The sequence below is a fragment of the Microbacterium sp. Root166 genome (assembly GCF_001427145.1).
Classification (GTDB): Bacteria; Actinomycetota; Actinomycetes; order Actinomycetales; family Microbacteriaceae; genus Microbacterium.
Window position 1 is genome coordinate 205555 of the sequence record NZ_LMGL01000001.1, and the last position, 17237, is coordinate 222791.

Annotated in this window: 15 protein-coding genes and 3 tRNA genes; 3 read left to right on the forward strand and 15 right to left on the reverse strand. The window is 69.9% G+C overall.

What is annotated here, in order from left to right; genetic code table 11:
- Positions 1-4: 4 nt before the first annotated feature.
- The 3 genes from ASD56_RS00910 to ASD56_RS00920 all read right to left on the reverse strand — a co-directional run bounded on the left by ASD56_RS00910 (position 5) and on the right by ASD56_RS00920 (position 3434).
- Positions 5-922 carry a PmoA family protein gene (locus tag ASD56_RS00910; protein WP_055960178.1) on the reverse strand — a complete coding sequence of 306 codons (918 nt, stop codon included), beginning with the start codon at positions 920-922 and terminating at the stop codon, positions 5-7.
- Positions 919-2034, reverse strand: a complete 1116-nt coding sequence (locus ASD56_RS00915; protein WP_055960182.1) for a Gfo/Idh/MocA family protein — start codon at positions 2032-2034, stop codon at positions 919-921. The genes ASD56_RS00910 and ASD56_RS00915 overlap by 4 nt, the downstream gene beginning before the upstream one ends.
- An 89-nt stretch (positions 2035-2123) precedes the next feature.
- Positions 2124-3434 (reverse strand): ABC transporter substrate-binding protein, encoded by a 1311-nt coding sequence (locus ASD56_RS00920; RefSeq protein WP_055963397.1) that lies wholly within the window; start codon positions 3432-3434, stop codon positions 2124-2126.
- 185 nt (positions 3435-3619) lie between these two features.
- On the opposite strand from ASD56_RS00920, the gene ASD56_RS00925 reads away from it, so the two are divergent.
- Entirely contained in the window at positions 3620-4630 is a 1011-nt protein-coding gene (locus tag ASD56_RS00925; protein ID WP_055960184.1) for a LacI family DNA-binding transcriptional regulator, read from the forward strand.
- 51 nt (positions 4631-4681) lie between these two features.
- Here the strand turns inward: ASD56_RS00925 and ASD56_RS00930 are convergent, their stop codons facing one another.
- From ASD56_RS00930 to ASD56_RS00950, 5 genes are all read right to left on the reverse strand, one after another.
- Complete coding sequence (locus tag ASD56_RS00930; protein WP_055960186.1) at positions 4682-5668, reverse strand: aldo/keto reductase; 987 nt, start codon at positions 5666-5668, stop codon at positions 4682-4684.
- Between the two features lie 155 nt (positions 5669-5823).
- Positions 5824-5897: transfer RNA gene (locus ASD56_RS00935), tRNA-Met, on the reverse strand.
- A gap of 23 nt (positions 5898-5920) precedes the next feature.
- Positions 5921-5992 (reverse strand) — tRNA-Thr (locus ASD56_RS00940).
- A gap of 65 nt (positions 5993-6057) precedes the next feature.
- A complete protein-coding gene (locus tag ASD56_RS00945; RefSeq protein ID WP_055960188.1) occupies positions 6058-7395 on the reverse strand; it encodes a M23 family metallopeptidase in 1338 nt (445 codons plus the stop codon).
- Positions 7396-7689: 294 nt separating this feature from the next.
- Positions 7690-8490: an inositol monophosphatase family protein gene (locus ASD56_RS00950; protein WP_055960191.1), complete on the reverse strand. Its 801-nt coding sequence runs from the start codon at positions 8488-8490 to the stop codon at positions 7690-7692.
- Positions 8491-8659: 169 nt separating this feature from the next.
- Between ASD56_RS00950 and ASD56_RS00955 the strand changes: the two genes are divergently transcribed.
- A complete protein-coding gene (locus ASD56_RS00955; RefSeq protein WP_055960194.1) occupies positions 8660-10249 on the forward strand; it encodes a phytoene desaturase family protein in 1590 nt (529 codons plus the stop codon).
- 16 nt (positions 10250-10265) lie between these two features.
- Here the strand turns inward: ASD56_RS00955 and ASD56_RS00960 are convergent, their stop codons facing one another.
- On the reverse strand, positions 10266-11228 hold the full coding sequence (locus tag ASD56_RS00960; protein ID WP_055960198.1) for a hypothetical protein: 963 nt from the start codon (positions 11226-11228) through the stop codon (positions 10266-10268).
- 120 nt (positions 11229-11348) lie between these two features.
- Here ASD56_RS00960 and ASD56_RS00965 point away from each other — a divergent pair, with 120 nt between their 5' ends.
- Positions 11349-11549 (forward strand): hypothetical protein, encoded by a 201-nt coding sequence (locus ASD56_RS00965; protein ID WP_157535705.1) that lies wholly within the window; start codon positions 11349-11351, stop codon positions 11547-11549.
- Positions 11550-11801: 252 nt separating this feature from the next.
- Here the strand turns inward: ASD56_RS00965 and ASD56_RS00970 are convergent.
- From ASD56_RS00970 to ASD56_RS00995, 6 genes are all read right to left on the reverse strand, one after another.
- Positions 11802-11886, reverse strand: a tRNA-Tyr gene (locus tag ASD56_RS00970).
- Between the two features lie 98 nt (positions 11887-11984).
- Complete coding sequence (locus tag ASD56_RS00975) at positions 11985-12887, reverse strand: PfkB family carbohydrate kinase (protein ID WP_082541156.1); 903 nt, start codon at positions 12885-12887, stop codon at positions 11985-11987.
- Between the two features lie 5 nt (positions 12888-12892).
- Positions 12893-13393, reverse strand: a complete 501-nt coding sequence (locus ASD56_RS00980) for an FBP domain-containing protein (protein WP_055960207.1) — start codon at positions 13391-13393, stop codon at positions 12893-12895.
- A gap of 78 nt (positions 13394-13471) precedes the next feature.
- Positions 13472-14380 carry a bile acid:sodium symporter family protein gene (locus tag ASD56_RS00985; RefSeq protein WP_055960211.1) on the reverse strand — a complete coding sequence of 303 codons (909 nt, stop codon included), beginning with the start codon at positions 14378-14380 and terminating at the stop codon, positions 13472-13474.
- A gap of 86 nt (positions 14381-14466) precedes the next feature.
- Positions 14467-15252 carry a hypothetical protein gene (locus ASD56_RS00990; RefSeq protein WP_055960214.1) on the reverse strand — a complete coding sequence of 262 codons (786 nt, stop codon included), beginning with the start codon at positions 15250-15252 and terminating at the stop codon, positions 14467-14469.
- Entirely contained in the window at positions 15249-17222 is a 1974-nt protein-coding gene (locus tag ASD56_RS00995) for a glycoside hydrolase family 13 protein (protein ID WP_055960217.1), read from the reverse strand. The genes ASD56_RS00990 and ASD56_RS00995 overlap by 4 nt, the downstream gene beginning before the upstream one ends.
- Between the last annotated feature and the right edge of the window lie 15 nt (positions 17223-17237).

The following is a 17237-nucleotide window of genomic DNA, read 5'->3' on the forward strand; positions in this document are numbered from 1 at the left end:
CGACTCAGACGGCGACCGGCTGGAGCACGTTCCGCAGCACGCCTGCGAGGGATGCGGCATCCGATTCATCGCCGTCGGCGATGCCGATCGCGTACCGGAAGCGAGCGGTCTCGCCTACCGGGATGACCAGCTCCTCGCTGAAGAACGGTGCCGGGTTCAGCGCGGCGAATTCCTCAGAACGGGCGAACCACTGCGGAGGATGGTGAGGATTCGCGGCGTCGTCGACCATCAGGACCAGCGACGACGCGTCGACGTCGTCGTGCCGGCCGACGAAGCCCATCCACTCGTGGCGCTGGCCGCGTACGTCGTCGCCCGCTCCGGAGGCGCCCGGGGTGACGAGGGTGCCGCCCGTGAAGGAACGAGGGCCGCGCCAGAACAGGCCGCCGTAGCCGGCGTTCTCACGGCCCCTCGTGGTCGGCGACCCGATCGAGATCGGCTGCGAACACACGTTCGTCAGCTGCGTGTCGAAGATCAGCGCCCACGCGCTGTCGGACACGAGGTGCGCGGTGAGCGAGCGCCGCTCGGTCATGATGACGTCACCGGCCTCGGTGATCCACCGCAGATCGTGCGCGAGCGACACCGACCCGTCTTGGCGGCCGAGTTCCAGCGAACCTTCGTGCTGCTGGACTCCGTTGTTCGGGAGCTGCACGTAGAACTGGCCGTGCACGTAGGTCGGCCCGCCCCAGAAGTTCTCGTTGTCCACCACGGGAAGTGCCCATGCGATGCCCTTGTGCCAGACGTGGTCGTGAGGGCGGAACAGGCTGACCACATCACCCCGACGCGTGCGGACGGGGTGGAGGTAGGGCTTCGGCGACTCGAGCGCCGCAGTGTCCGGTTGGTACACGTAGGTGAAGAGGTCGATCCCGCCGTCTCGCACGGTGACGGACGAGTCCAGGTGGTGGATGACGTGAAGCTCACTCATACGAGAACCTCCTTCAGCGGCGCCCAGGGAACCATTCCGCCGCTCATGGACCGGACGAACGGATCGTCGCCGGAAAGCTCGCCCGCGACGACGATCGCCTGCCGAAAAGCGGACGCGTAGGTCGCCGCGGCGAACTCCAGGGTGTGTCGAGCGTCATCGAGGTCCACGGCGGGCCGGCGGCCGGCTTCGAGGTCGTCGAGGATCGACGCGATCTGGTCGCGGTGCCCGCTCACGGATCCGGAGTCGAGACCGGCAGCCCATCGAGCCGCCAGGTGCTCATGCCCAGGCGCGGGGGTGAACGACCAGTCCTCGCTGGCGTAGCCGTAGAGGTGCTCGACCTCCACGGAGGCGAACTCGAAGTCGAACCGCAGTCGCGACGTCTCCCGCGCCGAGACCAGCGAGTTCACGACGGTCGCCAGCGCCCCGTTCTCGAACCGGGCGAGTGCGATGGAGACGTCTTCGGTATCCGTCGGCCGCGCCTGACGGGCCGCGAACGCGCTCACGGACGCCCACGGCCCGAGGATCGCGAGCAGAAGATCGAACTGATGGATGCCGTGGCCCATGGTGGGACCGCCACCTTCGACGTCCCAGCGGCCCCGCCATGGCACATCGAAGTACTCGTCGGGCCGGAACCACAAGGTTTCGCACGTGGCGACGAGGGGTCTGCCGAGCTCGCCCGATGCTGCGAGGTCGGCGAGATGCCGGGCGGCCGATCCGAAGCGGTGCTGGAACACCGTGAGGGCGGGCACGCCGGTCTCCTCTTGCACAGCCAGCAGCTCATCGACCTCTGCCAGGCTCAGCGCTGTCGGCTTCTCGACGAGCGACGGTACCCCCGCGCGCATCGCCTCGATCGCGAGCGGCGCGTGCGTCTGCGGGGGCGTGCAGATGTGCACCAGGTCGAGGTGCTCGTTCGCGAACAGCTCCTTCGCGTCGGAGTAGACCGCACGAGCGCCGAATCGCGAGGCGAACTCGGCAGCGCGATCGCGGTCGAGGTCGACGACGCCGACGAGGTCGACTCGGGAGCCGAAGCTGCGAAGAGCATCGGCGTGGGCGTGCGCGATGCCGCCGGTTCCGATGATGCCGACGCGGAGGGGTGGACGTGATGGAGACATCGTTCAGTGCTTTCTCTGGGGAGGAAGGGCCTTGAGCGGCGGCGGGGCCGAGGAGAGGACGCTTCTCGGCCCGCCGCCACGACGGTGGGTTACTGGTTGACGATCACGTCGATCTCTCCGAAGAGCCGGTCGACCGCTTCGTCGACGGTGATCGTGCCGAACCCGAGCTCCTGCCCGAGGGCCTTGAACTCGGCCTCGACGGAGCCGTAGCCCACGATCGGCACCGGAGGTGCGTCTCCGACGCGGTCGGCGATCGACTTCTCGTAGTCGATGATCTGCTGGGCGGTCTCGTCGAGTTCGACGCCGTCGAGCTGAGTCTGCGATGCGGGCATTCCGCGGTTGGTGCCGAAGATCGCCCCGACTTCGGGGCTGTTGACCAGGAAGTCGGTGAATGCGGCCGCTGCCTCGGGATGTTCCGTGTTCTGCGCGACGGAGATCAGCATCCCGGCCTTCTTGTAGAGGTCTTTGGCCCCTTCTTCGGTGACAGGCGGAGCGACGAGATTCAGGTCGGGAAAGGCCTCGCCGAGGTTGGCGAGGTACGGAGCGCCGAAGTTGTCCCACACGATCTCCGTGAGCGCCTGGGCCGAGTCGAACGCACCCATCGGGGCGACCTCCTGGATTCGCTGCTGCGGCGTGACGACGCCGTCCTCACGCAGCTCCGCACCGCGGTTCCAGAAGTCTGCGAGGTCCTCCTTCGTGAACCCGATCTCGCCCTCCTCGGTGAAGACCGACTTCCCTTCGGAGCGGAGGATGAGCTCGAACGGCTGGATGAAGCCGGTCGGGTCGGCGCCGCCCCACACGTCGAGGCCCGCCGCGGCTGCGGCATCCCGAGCCTCATACAGCCACTCGTCGTACTCCTCCCAATCACCGCCGGCGAACGGCTCGACGCCGACCTGATCCGTGAGCACAACGTTCTCGAACATGCCGATGGCGTTCGTCGAGACCGGCATTCCGGCGATGGTGTCGTCGATGGATGCGATCTCGAGAACGCTGTCGTCGAAGCCATCGGTGGCGATGATCTCGCCGAGGTAGGGCGTGAGGTCGAGGACCAGCCCGTTCTCCGAGTACTGGCGGACGTACGTCATGTCCATCTGGAACACATCGGGCAGGTTCTTCCCCGCAGCCTCGGTCTGGCGCTTCTCCCAGTACTCGTCCCACGAGAGGAACGTGGGGTTGACCGTGATGTTCGGGTACTCCTCGTTGAACGCCGCGATCGCCTCGTTGTACATCTCCGCCCGCACGTCATTGCCCCAGAACGCGAAGTTCAGCGTGACCTCGTCGTCGGGGTCGAACGTAGTCGCCGGCTGCGGCGCGTCCGCGCTGGCGCAGCCGGCGAGGATGAGAGCGGCCCCGGCGGCGGCGGCGAGTGCGGCGGATGCCCTTTTCCTGCTGCGGAACATCATTGTCCTTCCCGAAAAGTGAACGTGCACTATTTTGTGCTTCGGCTACCATAGTGAACGATCACCATTTCTGTCAACGAGCATGCGATCAGGTTCGCGGCGCTGCGTGATCGTCCACCGCGGGCAACTCCCGCTACCGTGAACAGGCATGGGCAGCCGGTGCTGCAGCATCGAAGGAGACCATCGTGACGATCCGCGCGGGAGCCGACCGTCGTCCGACGATCATCGAGGTCGCGAAACTCGCCGGCGTCTCGCACCAAACGGTCTCCCGCTACCTGCGGTTCAACGGCGAGGGGCTGAAGCCGAGAACCCGCGACAGCGTGGCCGATGCGATCGCGCAACTGAACTACCGGCCGAATCTGGTGGCTCGCTCCATGCGCACCCGCGTCACCGGGCGGGTAGCTGTCGTCATGCCGGCGCTGGCGTTCAACCCGGCCCGGATGCTCGCGGGCGCTACGAAGACCGCTCACGATGCGGGCTTCCAGGTCGAAGTGATCAGCCCGGAGGGCGGCGCGGCGGCCCGAGCGGAACGAATCCGGGAGCTCGTCGATGCGCGCCAGGTCGACGGGATCCTGTCACTGTCCCCCGTCGAACTCGGCCCACAGGATCTGCCGGCCGACGCGATCCTGGTCGTGTCTGCGGACTTCGATGACGAGATGCGAGGGATCGGCGCGCTGGCCGACGCGACCCCGATCGCGGAGCTCATCGGAGCACTGGCGGAACTCGGGCATCGCCGGTTCTACCACGTCGCCGGCTCGTCGCAGTTCGCGTCCGCGCGTGCACGCGCGGCCGGCTTCGTCGAGACGATCGAACGACTGGGACTCGACTCCGCGGGCGTGTTCGACGGGGACTGGTCGGGCCGATCGGGCATCGATGCGGTGGAGGCGATCCGAAGCGGCGAGGAGCCGACCGCGATCATCGCGGCCAACGACCTGGTCGCGACGGGCGTGCTCCGTGCAGCAGCCAAGCGGGGGTGGGACGTACCGGGCGACGTGAGCGTCACAGGCTGGGACAACACGCCCGGCAGCGAGTTCCTTCTGCCCTCGCTCACCACGATCGACGTCAACCTCGAACGCGTCGGCAGCAACGCGATGGCGCGCTTGATCGCACGGCTCCGGAGTGCTCCGCCTGAGCTCGATGCCGGACCGGTCAACCGCGTCGTCTGGCGAGAGTCGACGGGTCCTGCCCCGGCCTGACGTCGCTGCTCATTCGACGGCAGCCCCGGCCTCATCCTGTGCGGCAGGGTCTCAGCGGTCCAGGTAGCCCATGTGCTGAGCGTTGTAGCGGTCACCTCGCACGCTGATGCGCCGAGCCAGACCGTCCAGGTCGTCCAGCTCGTCCGCCGACAGCGCCACCGAGGTGGCTGCTGCGTTCTCCTGAATGCGCGTGGTGCGGCGGGTACCGGGAATAGGAACGATCCACGGGTGCTGCGCGAGGAGCCATGCGAGGGCGATCTGCCCGAGGGTGACGCTCTTGGCAGACGCGAGCACCTTGACGTGGTCGATCAGCGCCTGATTCGCGGCAAGGTTCTCTTCTTCAAAGCGTGGTACGCGGCGGCGGATATCGCCGTCACTGAACGTGGTGGAGGCGTCGACGGTGCCGGTGAGGAATCCCTTGCCGAGCGGGCTGAACGGCACGAAGCCGATGCCGAGTTCGGCAAGCGTCGGCAGCACTTCGGTCTCGGGATTACGGGTCCACAGGGAGTACTCGCTCTGCAGTGCGGTGACCGGGAAAACCGCGTGAGCGCGGCGGATCGTGGCCGCGGATGCCTCCGACAGCCCGAAGTTTCGCACTTTGCCCTCCGCGGCCAGCTCGCTGACGGTGCCGGCGACGTCTTCGATGGGCACGTCCGGGTCGACCCGGTGCTGGTAGAACAGATCGATCACGTCGGTGCGGAGCCGTGTGAGGGACGCGTCGGCGACGCGGCGGATCTGCTCGGGACGACTGTTCAGGCCGACACTGGCGCCGTCTTGGATGTCCCAGCCGAATTTCGTCGCGATCACGACTTGGTCGCGCACCGGCTCGAGTGCTTCTCCGACGAGCTCCTCGTTGCCGAAGGGTCCGTACACTTCGGCGGTGTCGAAGAAGGTGACGCCGAGGTCGACAGCGGAGCGGAGCACCGCGATCATGTCGTCGCGCGGGCCGGGGTTCGGCCCGTAGCTCTGCGACATTCCCATACAGCCCAGCCCGACGGCGGAAACCCGCAGGCCCTGTCCGAGTGTGCGTGTGTGCATCGTGCTACTCCCTTTGCTCGCTGTGTCGACGCTACGCGTCGGCTCATCGTCGCGGGATGGTCTGCCGGCACATGCGCCCGCCTGCAACGGCGTCAATCGTCTGGAGCCGACGCGGGGGCAACAAAAGCCCCGGCGAACCGGGGCCTTCAGAACTGTAGCGGGAGCGGGGCTTGAACCCGCGACCTCACGATTATGAGTCGTGCGCTCTCACCAACTGAGCTACCCCGCCGCGTGACATCTCGCGATGTTCCGAGCCCCGAGTCAGGATTGAACTGACGACCCCTTCCTTACCATGGAAGTGCTCTACCACTGAGCTATCGGGGCGTGCCACCCGCAAGCGGGCAACTAGAAGAGGATACCAGAGCCTGGGGCTACCCCTTGAATCGAGGTCACCCTCCGGCGTGCTGTCGCAGCCACGGCATCGGGTCGATCGCGGTGGTGCCGTTCATCAGGATCTCGAAGTGCGTGTGGGCGCCGAACGAGCGCCCGGTGTTGCCCGTCTTGCCGAGCACGGTGCCGACCGTCACGGTCTGTCCTGGCACGACCTGCATCGAGCCGTACTGCATGTGCGCGTAGTGGCTCGAGACCAGCTGGCCGTCGATGACGTGGTCGACGATGACGTGGACGCCGTAGGCGCCGCCGGCCTCGGACGCGACGCGCACGGTGCCGTCGGCGATCGCCTGGATGGGGGCGCCGGCGCCGGGGGTGAAGTCGATGCCCTCGTGCATCCGGCCCGAGCGCATGCCGAAGCCGTACGACATCGTCACACCGACCGCGAACGGCCACTGGATGGCGGCGTTCGGGTCGTTGACGAAGAGGTTCGAGAAGTTCTTGATACCCGCCTGCGAAGCCATCTCGGCGAACGTCGTGGTGCCGTAGCTCTCGGTGCGGTGCAGGTCTTCGGGCAGCGCCTCGGCGGGGGCGACGTACGCCTGGATCTCGTCTTCGTCGATCGCGGGCGCAGTGCCCTCGGTCGGGGCGACGATCGACAACGTGGTCTCGGCGCCACCGGCCGCGGCCACAGCCTCGGCGGGGGTGGTCATGCCGACGGTCATGAGGCCGACGATCCCCATGACGCCGACCGAGAACGACGCGGCCGTCATGCGCTTGAACGACGCGACCGGGCGCCGGCGGGGCACGCGGTGCGATGCGGCGACCGGCTCGGCCTGAGGGTCGTCGGCCGGAAGGTCCTCAGCGACGGGCTCGGCAGCAGCGGCCTGGATCGGCGTCTCACCCGTGAAAGAGAAGAGGCGGGCGGCGGCTTCGAATTCGTCGACATCGGATGCCGCGGCCGCGGCGGGCGCGGCATCCATCTGCTCGTCGAGCACGGGCTCGGAAACCGCGACGGCAACCGGCTCGAGCAGCTCGAAAGGCTCAGCCGGGGCGAGCACGGTCTCGAGAAGCGGCGCGGGGGCGGCCGCGGTGGGAAGTTCGGCGCGGAACTCAGGCTCGGGCCGGACCTCGTCCGCCGGAGCGACCGGGTCGATCGCGGGCTCGACGATCGCGGGCTGCTCGCCCGTGACCGGAGCGCGGCGGGCGCGGCGGCTGAGCGGCGCGGGGGGAAGGTCGGTGAGCGGCTGGACCGGAACGGCTGCCTGCGGCTCGACGACGATCACCGGCGAGGCCGGCTCGGTCGCGGCATCCTTCACCTTCGGCTCACCGGCGTGAGCGACCTCGGCGTGAGCGACCTCGACGATCGGGGATGCCGCCGTTGCACGCCGACGCAATTCCGCGCGCGAAGCACCGAGGGTCTCCGAGGACGCCTGGACAGGCGTGGCGGAGGTCCGGCTGGATCGGCGCGTGGGCGCAGGGTCAGCCATCGGGGCGTCAAACAGCAAGCGGGGAAGGCTCTCGGTTCGAGTCGCTCGGGGGGCGCGACGTAACGGGAATCGGGGCGGATGACACCTCCGCCGTTTCGGGCGGCGAAGGTAACGATCGGGTAAACACTACCCCGAGCCGCCTGAGAATCCAATCAACGCGGGGCGGCACGCCGAATGTTTGGTACCGCTCCCGCGGCGGATCTACGCGCCGAGGGCCGCGGCGAGCAGTCGATCGAAGACTTCCGGTGCCGATGCCACGGAGAGCGCGTTCGACACACGGCCGTCCGGCCCGGCACCGCCGACGCGGCCGCCGGCCTCGGTGACCAGCAGCGCTCCCGCGGCGTGGTCCCAGGGCTGCAGGCCGCGCTCGAAGTATCCGTCGAGGCGCCCGGCCGCGACATAGGCGAAGTCGAGCGACGCCGCACCGGCGCGACGCAGATCGCGCGCGAGCGGCATGACCCGCGCCACGCGCTCGAGGTCGCCGGCATGAGTGGCCGGGTCGTAGCCGAAGCCCGTCGCCAGGAGCGCCCCGGCGGTCATCGGATCGGTGTTCACCGCCAGGCGCGCATCGCCCAGCCACGCGCCTTCACCCTCGGCCGCGTGGAACATCTCGCCCAGCGGCGGGTTGTACACGGCCCCGGCGACGGCGTGCCATTCCTCAGGCGTCGGCTCGCCCGTCACCGCGGCGATGCTGACGGCGTAGGCGGGGATGCCGTAGGCGTAGTTCACAGTGCCGTCGATGGGATCGACGACCCACGTGATGTCGCTCGAGCCGCGCTCGGCGCCGGTCTCCTCCCCGAGGAACCCGTCCTCCGGGCGCTCGTTCGAGAGTCGGGCACGGATGAGCGCCTCGACCTCGCGGTCGGCATCCGTGACGATGTCGGCGAGCGCCGACTTGGTCGCGGCGATCGCGACGCCTTCGCCGCGGCGCACGCGCGCGAGATCCCCGGCCTCTCGGGCGATGTCGATCGCGAGGGCGGCAAGGTCGTTCGCAGAGGTCATGCCTCCACGGTATCCGCGGTGCGGGAGGTGGTCGATGCGCGTGACGGCCGACGAGCGGACGCAACACGCCGCCACCCGGGTCGCCGAGACGGCATGTTGCGCCCGTTCACCCGGGCTCGCGGCATCCGCTCGACTGCGCGAGGTGGTCGCCCCCGATTACCGTGGGGGCATGGTCGATGCCGCCCGCACCCCCGTCCGTGACGTCGTGATCGTGGGCGGCGGACACAACGCCCTCGTCGCGGCCGCCTACCTCGCCCGCGCCGGACGCACGGTGACCGTGCTCGAGCGGCAGGACCACGTCGGCGGCGCCGCCGTGTCGGAGCGGCCCTGGGCCGGCATCGACGCGCGCCTCTCGCGCTACTCGTACCTCGTCAGCCTGCTGCCCGCGCGGATCATCGCCGATCTCGGCCTGGACATCGCGCTCACGCGGCGTCGCTACTCGTCGTACACGCCGGATCCGGCCGACCCGTCGCGGGGCGTGCTCGTCGACACCGGGGATGCCGCCGCCACGGCCGCCTCGTTCGGCCGCGTCACTGGATCCACCGGCGAGGCCGAGCGCTTCGCGGCCTTCTACGACCGCATCTCTCCGGTCGCCCGCACCCTCTTCCCCACCGTGACCGATCCGCTGCCGCGGCGGTCCGCGGTGCGGCGACGCCTGGGCGACGACCGGCTCTGGAACGACCTCTTCGAGCAGCCGCTCGGAGCGGTGCTGCGCTCGTCGCTCGACAGCGACATCGCGCGTGGCATCGCGCTCACCGACGCCCTGATCGGCACGTTCGCCTCGTCCGATGACCCGAGACTGAGTCAGAACCGCTGCTTCCTGTACCACGTGATCGGCGGCGGCACCGGTGACTGGGACGTGCCCATCGGCGGCATGGGCAAGGTCAGCGGCGAGCTGGAGCGTGCGGCACGGGATGCCGGCGCCGAACTCCGCACGGACTGCGAGGTCACCGCGGTGAGCCCCGACGGCGAGGTCGAGCTGGCCGGCGGCGAGCGGCTGCACGCGCGGCTCGTGCTCAGCGGCGTCGGTCCCGCCGTGCTCGACCAGCTGCTGCGGGCGGGCGGCGCGGTGTCGACCGCTCCCCCGGCCGCACCCGAAGGCGCCCAGGTGAAGGTGAACATGCTGCTGCGCCGGCTCCCCCGGCTGCGCGACTCGGCGGTGTCGCCCGAGGCCGCGTTCGCGGGCACCTTCCACATCAACGAGACCATGACCCAGCTCGACGATGCCTACCGCGCGGCGGCGGGCGGCGGCATCCCGGATCCGCTGCCGGCCGAGATCTACTGCCATTCGCTCACGGACCCGTCGATCCTCGGCCCCGACCTGCGTGCCTCGGGCGCCCAGACCCTCACGCTGTTCGGCCTGCAGGTGCCGCATCGGCTCATCGCCGGGTCTGATCGGGATGCCGCGCGCTCCGCGCTGCTGGATGCCGCCGAGCGCTCGCTCGACTCGGTGCTGGCCGAGCCCATCCGCGACGTGGTGTTCGAGGCGCCGGACGGCACCCCGTGCATCGAGGCGCGAACGACGGCGGACCTCGAGGAGTCGCTCGGCATGGCCGGCGGCGACATCTTCCACGGACTGCTGTCGTGGCCGTGGGCAGGCGACGACGAGGACTTAGACTCCCCGGCACGGCGGTGGGGCGTGGCGACGGCGCACGAGCGCGTACTGCTGTGCGGCTCCGGCGCGCGCCGCGGCGGGGCCGTGAGCGGCATCGGCGGGCACAACGCCGCGATGGCCGCGCTGGAGTACCTCGCGGACTGAGCGGCGAACGTGGCTGCTACGGCCGGGGCGGCAGCGGGGGTGGCGGCGGGAAGCCCTCGTAGCCCGGGGCGGCCGGTGCAGGCGGCGGGCTGGTCTGGGTCCCGGCGGCCGGCTCGTGTCCTGCCGCCTCATGCTCGGGCGCGGTGAAGACGTGCGCCCCGGGCGAGGGATAGCCCGTGTAGTAGGCGTTCCAATCGGGCGAGCCGTCGGGCAGCATCGGCAGCGGCGTGCGGGCGTCGACGTAGGTCGGCCACGGCAGCAGCTCCTGCGCCGGAGCGGCCGGCTCGGCGGCGAGGTGCTGCGGCGGGATCGGCGCGGTGCCGTACCCGGCGGCGACGCTGCGCGGTCCCCTCGGGGCGAGCAGGGTGTTGATGAGCGGGATGAGGGCGGTGCCGACGGCGGCGAGGATCGCGACGGCCACCACCACGCGCCAGTAGATGTCGGGCAGGTCGAGGTACTCGCCCAGCATCAGCGGGATGACGAGGAGCACCGCGAGACACACGACGAGGATGATCGTGACGATCGCCAGGGCCCGGGTGAACGTGGTGTCGTTCCGCTGGAGCGCCCGCACGTAGAGCCGCAGGTACAGCAGCGTCAGCTGCAGCACCAGGACGATCAGCAGGAACTGGATGAGGCGGCTCGAGCCGCTCCACCACGTGCGGTCCGGCATCCAGATCATCACGGCGCCGATGAGCAGGATGGCGACCCACACACCCATGCTCGCAAGCGCGAACCAGGCCGGCCGCCGCGGCGCGAGGTGCGCATCGAGGATCGCCGCGCCGGCGAAGCCTGCCAGCAGGAGGATGGTGAAGAAGGCCCGGCCGACGATGTCCTGCTGGTCGCCCACGAGCACCCAGACCACGCACACGACGGCCGCGGCGATCAGTGCGCCGATCGCGACCCAGACCGCGACCCGCAGCAGCGACGAGGCGGGGGCGCCCTGCGGCGCCGGCGCGGTGTGAGGGGCAGGCACGGTCATGGTGGTCCTCTCTGTCGCGGGGCGACCCGCGTCCTCATCCTCGCACGCAGCGCGCGCCGTGCGTCAGGGTTGTGGACAGTCGCCGGGTACGCTCGATGTTCCATCGAGGAAGGAATGCCCGTGGCACGACGGCCGGCTCCCGCCCCCATCCGCACGCCCCGGCGCGGACACGCCGTGGTGCGCATCTCCGTCGTCGACGAGAACGGCTTCGTCCACGATTACGCCCCCGTCGAGGCGCCACTCGGCGCCGTGCGCGATGCCGTGACGATCCTCCACCTGCAGCGCCCCGAGACCGCCACCGCCGAGGTCACCGCCGGCTGAGCCGCGGCATCCGCCATTTCGCGAGCTATGGCCACTTCGCAAGACGAATACTCCGGATGCCGCTTGCGAAGTGGCGATCTCGTGCGATGTGGCGCAAGGCAGCGCGGGCCCGGGAAACCAGAAACCCCCGGAGACCGGGGGCTGGTGGTGGCGAGTGAGGGACTCCGGTGCTCGCTCCGCTCGCTCCTCCCCGAATCCCGCTCCTCAGATAGATGCGAAAAGGGCCCCGCTGCGCGGAGCCCTTTTCGCATCTGGTGGCGAGTGAGGGATTCGAACCCCCGAATGCTGAGCAGTCTGATTTACAGTCAGATCCCTTTGGCCGCTTGGGTAACTCGCCAGGGCGTACCCGTCCGACTTGTGCAGACGACCGGAGACGCGATTCATTATCTTACGCTGTCTCGGCCGGTGCTCGAAATCGAAGCCACGACCTGCGGATCAGGTGCCGATCCGGTCCAGATCGCGGCCCTCCAGCGCCGCCGGAGTGCGCAGCAGCGCCCCCTCGAATCGGCAGGTCGCGGCTGCGACATCCATCGCGAATTGCAGAACCTCGCCCCACTCCTCGCCGTCCGGTTCACGATCGATGAGGGCCTCGACGGATGCCGCGAACGCGGCGTCGCCGGCACCCATCGTGTCGACGATGCGCCCCGGCAGGTGCGAGATCGGCCGGGTGACCACGACCCCGTCCGCCTCCAGCGTCGCACCGGTCGCACCCTCGGTCGCCAGCACCGCTCCGACACCCAGGTCGACCAGTCGCGCCCGCAGCGCGTCGACGTGCTCGCGGTAGAGAAGCCTGGCGTCGTCCTCGCCCACCTTTACCAGCGCCGCACCGGCGGCGAGCCGCTCGAACCCGCTCACGAAGCGGTCGCGGTCGTGCAGCATCCCGAGCCGGGGGTTGGGGTCGATGGCCAGCGGCGCGCCGGAAGCCGCAACGGCTTGGGCCAGCTCGGCGGTCTGCTCCTCATCGTCGAACGCGAAGCAGCTCACGGCGACGAGCGCGGCATCCGCCATCGCCGCCCTCTCGGCCTCGCCGAAGCGGATCCGGCGCTGCTGAGAGGCCTCGTTGAAGACGTACTGGGGCTCGCCACCGCCGCTGCGAGTGCTGACCGCGCGTGCGGTGCCGAGCGGCGACGGCGTCGCGAGCAGCGTGACGCCGTAGTCGGCGAGATACGAGCGGATGTGCGCGCCCGGCTCATCGTCGCCGACCATCGCGATCAGGGTCGCGGGAACGCCCAGCCGGGTGAGGCCCACCGCCACGTTGAGCGCCGCACCGCCGACGAACTCGCGCACGCCGTTGTCGTTGCGCAGCTCGTCGATGAGCGCGTCGCCGACAACGACCACGCCGCTCAACGGCGGCTCTCGACCGTCTCGAGCACGCGGCCGACGAAGTCCTCGGCGCGGCGGCGGGTGCCGTCGATGCGCCGGTCGACGCTCGCCCGGATCTCGCTCGGCGCGAGCGGCATGGCGAGGCGGACGTTCTCGTGACACGACAGGTCGGCGCACATGTACGTGCCGACGCTGTCGCCGTGCTCGCCGGCCTGGGCGGCCTTGCGGGCCGTGAAGAGCGAGACCTGGTCGCCGGGCTGCATCGTGTGGCACACGTTGCACATGCCGGACCGCGCACGCGACGTGCCCTCGGCCGCCCGCAGCACGACGCCCCGCGGCATCCCGTCGATCTCGGCGATGAGGTAGCCGCGACCGCGGGTGCGCGGGTCGCGCCAGGCGAAGAAGTCGAGATGGTCCCAGTCGGCCAGCAGGAAGTCGCTCGGCAGGGCGACGATCCGCAGCTCGTCGGGCGACGCGTTCACGAACGACGAACGGACGTCGTCTTCGGTCAGTGGGCGCATGGCACCTCCTCGCGACCCCAGTCTACGAACGACGGATGCCGCCGCCACCCTTGATCGGACGCGCGCCGCCCCGCTGCATCAGCTCGACGCGGCGGGGGCCGAGGTCTCGCCGGCCTCCTCGACCATCTCGTCGACCGTCGTCCTGCGCTCGCGGATGAGGAAGCCGAACCCGAAGGCGATGAAGAACATCAGCACGCCGTACACGGCGGCGGGAAGGCTCAGCTCGACCGAGCCCAGCACGGTCTGCGCGATGACGATGGCGAGGGTGGCGTTGTGGATGCCGATCTCGAACGAGGCCGCGATGGCCTGGCGCTTACCGACCTTGAGCAGGCGCGGCACCAGGTAGCCGACGGTCAGGCTGATGAGGCAGAAGACGATCGTGATGAGCGCGAGGCGCGCGAAGTTCTCGACGAGCAGCTCCCAGTTCGCCGCGACCGCGCCGGCGATCACGACGATCAGGATGATGACCGACGCGATGCGCACCGGCTTGTCCATGGCCTTCGCGAACGTCGGCCAGAGCCGGCGCACGACCATGCCGATAGCGACGGGCACGAGCACGATGGCGAACACCTCCAGCACCTTGGCCCACTGCATGCCGAGCTGGCTGTCGAACGGGTCGAAGTAGATGATCGCGAAGTTCGTGATGAGAGGCAGCGTCACCACCGAGATGACGGAGTTGACCGCCGTCAGCGAGATGTTCAGCGCGACATCGCCGCGGAACAGGTGGCTGTAGAGGTTGGCGGTGGTCCCACCGGGCGAGGCGGCGAGCATCATCATGCCGACGGCGAGCACCGGAGGCAGCTGGAAGGCCAGCACGAGGCCGAAGCAGATCGCGGGCAGCAGGACCAGCTGACACAGAAGTGCGACGACCACCGCCTTGGGCTGCTTCAGGACGCGCGCGAAGTCGCCGACGGTGAGGCTCAGGCCGAGGCCGAACATGATGATGCCGAGGGCCACGGGAAGGCCGATGGTGGTCAACGCTGACATGACACTCAGTGTGCCCGATCCTGCGACCCGGTGCCGCACACCTGTGGACGCGGGTCAGGGCGTGTCGTGGCGGGGAACGGCTGAGCTCACCAGCCCAGACGACGCGCGACGGCGTCGGCTGCCGCCGTCGGGAACTCGTCCCACCCGGGCTCGAGGATCTCGCGCGTCAGATCGAACAGGTCGCGAGCCGCGGCCTCGGCCGGCTGCTCGACCGCCGCAGCGATGCGGGCGGCCCACTCCGGGAAGTCGCGTTCGAAGCGGCGCACCGGATCGATCGTGTCGCGGAGGGTGGTGGATGCCTCGGCGAAGCGTCCGCGGATCGTCCGGACCAGAAGCTGCATCGCCCACTGGCGGATGAAGACGCCGCCGTTGAGCACCTCGCCTCGGCGCACCCGCCCCACGCCGATGAGCAGCTTCACCAGGATGAGCCGGGCGTCGTTGGCCGGGTCGTAGCGGTCACCGGCCTGGGCCCGTGCGCGTGACTCGGCGATCAGCGTGGCCGTGGTGCCCGCCGCATCGTCGACGACGACCGTCGCGTCCTCCGCCAGGGCACCGGCGAGCTCCGCGGCATCCGAGAAGGCGAATTCGAACACGTGCCCGTCGTCGTACACGGCCGCGAAGCCGATGTCCCCCTCGCGCGCCGTGAGCACGAGCCTGTCGTGATCGGGCAGCCACGACAGGTCGGGGCGGATCTCGGCGCCGCGCCCTGCCTCGGTGAGGGCGAAGAAGTCGTGGTCGGACCACTCGTCACGGCGGTGGGATGCCGCATCCGACGCCGATCCGAGCAGCACGAGGCCGATCATCCCGTCACGGTCGCGGACTCCCTCGGCGAGGCCGTCGCTCAGGGCCTGGAAGCGGTCGGGGCTCGTCACTGGGCCTCCACGATGTCGGCGGGGGTGGGCTGGTCGGTATCGGTGACGCCGCGCGACACCTCGTCCTCGGCGGTGTCGGGCGCCGGCGCAGGAACCTCGACGCCCGGCAGCAGCCAGACCGCGAACGCGGGACCGTCGGCGGCGAACACGACGCCCCCGTCGTCGGCGACGGCCAGTGTCGCGTCGCCGAACAGCTGCGTGGCGCGGTCGGCTCCGGAGAGGACGCCCGGCAGAAGCTCGGCGTCGGCGTCGCCGCGCGTGGCCAGCACGAGGACGCTCTCGTCGGCCGACTCCCGCACGAACGCGACCGTCTCGTCGTCGACGTGGACCCAGCGGAAGCCGCCGGTCCGCAGCGCGGGGTGCGCCCGCCGCAGCGCGATGAGCTCGCGGTAGAGCGCAAGGCGCGAGGCGACCTCGGGCTCGGACTCGCTCCCCCACGGAATCGGCGTGCGGCTGGACTCGCCGTCGGCGCCCACGAGACCGAACTCATCGCCCGCGAAGAGCACCGGAACCCCCGGCATGGTCAGCGAGAGACCGACCGCCACAGGGATCGTGCCCGGGGCCGCGTTCGTCGCGAAACGCCCGGTGTCGTGCGTGTCGAGAGGCTGCATGTTGCCCAGGCGCACACGCCACGGGATGCCGGCGGTGAACCGGGTGACCGCCGCCGCGAACTCGCTCGCGCTGTAGCGCGGAATGCCGCCGATGGGCTGCCCGAAGAACCACGGCTCGGTGATCTCGTCGCCGTTCGCGTCGAGGTACGGCTTGCCGGTCGGCTCGCTGAGCCAGCCCCACAGCGGGCGGGTGAACGACGGATACGTCATCGCGCCGTGCCAGCCGTCACCCTGCAGGTCGCTCGCGGCGTCGTTGGTCGACTCCCCCAGCAGGATGGTGTCGGGGTTGATCGCACGCATGGTCTCGGCCAGCAGCGCCCGCACCTCGGCGTTCAGATCGACGTCGCCGAGGCGTCCGGTCATGTTCGCGACGTCGATTCGCCAGCCGTCGGCGTTGTACGGCGGCTTGAGCCAGCGCGCCACGATCGAGTCCTCGCCCGAGACGAACCGGCGGCGCAACTCGTCCGAGAACCAGTCGAACTTCGGCAGGCTCGGGTACCCGAGCCACGAGACGTACTCGGTGTTGGCGTCGTCGGTGAAGTAGTAGAACTCCTCTTCGGGCGCGCCGGGGCGACCGAGCGCCGCCTGGAACCACTCGTGGCTGTCGCCGGAGTGGTTGCTCGTGAGATCGCCGATGACACGGATGCCGCGGGCGTGCGCCGCCTCGACCAGCCGGACGTAGGCCTCATCGCCGCCCAGCAGCGGGTCGACGCGGTCGAAGCTCGAGGCGTCGTAGCGGTGGTTGGACTCGGCCGGGAAGATCGGCGTGAGGTACAGCAGGTCGACGCCGAGCTCTACGAGGTGATCGAGCTTGTCGACGACGCCGTCGAGGTCGCCTCCGTAGAACTGCTGCGAGCGCGCCGGCATCACGGGGTCGACGGGATCGGTCCAAGCGGCCGGGATCGCCCAGGCCGGCGTGGGGCGCTCATCAGCCGTAGCGGAACGAGCGAACCGGTCAGGGAAGACCTGGTACATCACCGACTCGTTCAGCCACGCCGGCGGGGGCGGAGACGTGATGAGGGCGAAGTCCTCGGCGTCGAGCGTCTCGATCGTGTGGAGGCCGGTCTGGTTGACCCACTCGACGCGGCCGTCCTCGTGCTGCAGCATCCATCGATAGCCGTGCCGGGGATTGCGTACCGTCACCCGCGCCTGCCACCAGTCCCAGCCGTCGGCGGTGCCGATGGCCTCGGCGTCGTCCCACTCCGGTTCGTGATCGGGATTCGAGCGCGTGCGCACCGCCGCGAGCGGACCGTAGCCGGCCGGCACCCGCAGGCGCACCGCCACGACGTCGCCGAGCGACGGCGCGGAGTCGGACACGTGCAGCGGAGAGCCGTCGTGGTGGGGCAGGGCGCGGTTCATGGCACGGGCCTTTCG

Excerpts from the sequence above, each read along its gene's own strand:
- ASD56_RS00980 (WP_055960207.1), bottom strand. The coding sequence starts at position 13,393 with ATGCGCCCACTGACCGAAGACGACGTCCGTTCGTCGTTCGTGAACGCG.
- ASD56_RS00950 (WP_055960191.1), bottom strand. The coding sequence starts at position 8,490 with ATGACCTCTGCGAACGACCTTGCCGCCCTCGCGATCGACATCGCCCGA.
- ASD56_RS00995 (WP_055960217.1), bottom strand. The coding sequence starts at position 17,222 with ATGAACCGCGCCCTGCCCCACCACGACGGCTCTCCGCTGCACGTGTCC.
- ASD56_RS00985 (WP_055960211.1), bottom strand. The coding sequence starts at position 14,380 with ATGTCAGCGTTGACCACCATCGGCCTTCCCGTGGCCCTCGGCATCATC.
- ASD56_RS00910 (WP_055960178.1), bottom strand. The coding sequence starts at position 922 with ATGAGTGAGCTTCACGTCATCCACCACCTGGACTCGTCCGTCACCGTG.
- ASD56_RS00930 (WP_055960186.1), bottom strand. The coding sequence starts at position 5,668 with ATGCACACACGCACACTCGGACAGGGCCTGCGGGTTTCCGCCGTCGGG.
- ASD56_RS00915 (WP_055960182.1), bottom strand. The coding sequence starts at position 2,034 with ATGTCTCCATCACGTCCACCCCTCCGCGTCGGCATCATCGGAACCGGC.
- ASD56_RS00960 (WP_055960198.1), bottom strand. The coding sequence starts at position 11,228 with ATGACCGTGCCTGCCCCTCACACCGCGCCGGCGCCGCAGGGCGCCCCC.
- ASD56_RS00920 (WP_055963397.1), bottom strand. The coding sequence starts at position 3,434 with ATGTTCCGCAGCAGGAAAAGGGCATCCGCCGCACTCGCCGCCGCCGCC.
- ASD56_RS00955 (WP_055960194.1), top strand. The coding sequence starts at position 8,660 with ATGGTCGATGCCGCCCGCACCCCCGTCCGTGACGTCGTGATCGTGGGC.